This window comes from Actinomadura sp. NPDC048955 (assembly GCF_040649435.1).
In the GTDB taxonomy this organism is placed as follows: Bacteria; Actinomycetota; Actinomycetes; order Streptosporangiales; family Streptosporangiaceae; genus Spirillospora; species Spirillospora luteofluorescens.
Genome location: NZ_JBEZJI010000189.1, coordinates 1 through 1,624, shown reverse-complemented (window position 1 = coordinate 1,624; position 1,624 = coordinate 1). Strand labels below are relative to the sequence as shown.

At 58.3% G+C, this 1,624-nt stretch carries 1 rRNA gene; it reads left to right on the top strand.

The window, feature by feature from the left end:
• Window positions 1-1,624: ribosomal RNA gene (locus tag AB0C84_RS46115) — 23S ribosomal RNA — on the top strand; the annotation flags it as partial.

The window sequence follows — 1,624 nt, the reverse complement described above, 5'->3', positions numbered from 1 at the left end:
TCACACGTGAGAAACGTGTGCGCCGGATGACCAAGGGTTCCTGGGGCAGGCTAATCCGCCCAGGGTAAGTCGGGACCTAAGGCGAGGCCGACAGGCGTAGTCGATGGACAACGGGTTGATATTCCCGTACCCGCTGGTATGCGCCAACGCTGAATCCTCTGATGCTAACCACCCGAACCATTCTTCGGGCCTTCGGGCTTGTTGTGTGGGGAGCGTGGGACCCGAGGGGGTAGTAGGTGAGTGATGGGGTGACGCAGGAGGGTAGCTCAGCCCGGGCGATGGTTGTCCCGGGGTAAGGCTGTAGGGAGAGAGATAGGTAAATCCGTCTCTCACGTATCCTGAGAGCTGATGCCGAGCCGTTTTAGGTGAAGTGAGTGATCCCATGCTGCCGAGAAAAGCCTCTAGCGAGTGTACCGGCGGCCCGTACCCCAAACCGACTCAGGTGGTCAGGTAGAGAATACCAAGGCGATCGGGTGAACTGTGGTTAAGGAACTCGGCAAATTGCCCCCGTAACTTTGGGAGAAGGGGGACCTCGCCTGGTGATGGCATTTGCTGTCTGAGCTGGGTGGGGTCGCAGAGGCCAGGGGGAAGCGACTGTTTACTAAAAACACAGGTCCGTGCGAAGTCGTAAGACGCTGTATACGGACTGACGCCTGCCCGGTGCCGGAACGTTAAGAGGACCGGTTAGGGGGACTTGTTCCTTCGAAGCTGAGAATCTAAGCGCCGGTAAACGGCGGTGGTAACTATAACCATCCTAAGGTAGCGAAATTCCTTGTCGGGTAAGTTCCGACCTGCACGAATGGCGTAACGACTTCCCCGCTGTCTCAACCACAGGCCCGGCGAAATTGCAGTACGAGTAAAGATGCTCGTTTCGCGCAGCAGGACGGAAAGACCCCGGGACCTTCACTATAGCTTGGCATTGGCGCTTGGAGCGTCTTGTGTAGGATAGGTGGGAGACTGTGAAGCCCAGACGCCAGTTTGGGTGGAGTCATTGGTGAAATACCACTCTGGTCGTTTTGAGCGTCTAACCCGCACCCGTGTATCCGGGTGGGGGACAGTGCCTGGTGGGTAGTTTAACTGGGGCGGTTGCCTCCCAAAATGTAACGGAGGCGCCCAAAGGTTCCCTCAGCCTGGTTGGCAATCAGGTGGCGAGTGCAAGGGCACAAGGGAGCTTGACTGTGAGACGGACGTGTCGAGCAGGTGCGAAAGCAGGGCCTAGTGATCCGGCACCTACGTGTGGAAGTGGTGTCGCTCAACGGCTAAAAGGTACCCCGGGGATAACAGGCTGATCTTCCCCAAGAGTCCATATCGACGGGATGGTTTGGCACCTCGATGTCGGCTCGTCGCATCCTGGGGCTGGAGTAGGTCCCAAGGGTTGGGCTGTTCGCCCATTAAAGCGGCACGCGAGCTGGGTTTAGAACGTCGCGAGACAGTTCGGTCCCTATCCGCTGTGCGCGTAGGAGAATTGTGAGGGTCTGTCCCTAGTACGAGAGGACCGGGACGGACGAACCTCTGGTGTGCCAGTTGTCCCGCCAGGGGCACGGCTGGTTGGCTACGTTCGGTCGGGATAACCGCTGAAAGCATCTAAGCGGGAAGCCTTCCTCGAGATGAGTTCTCCCACCCC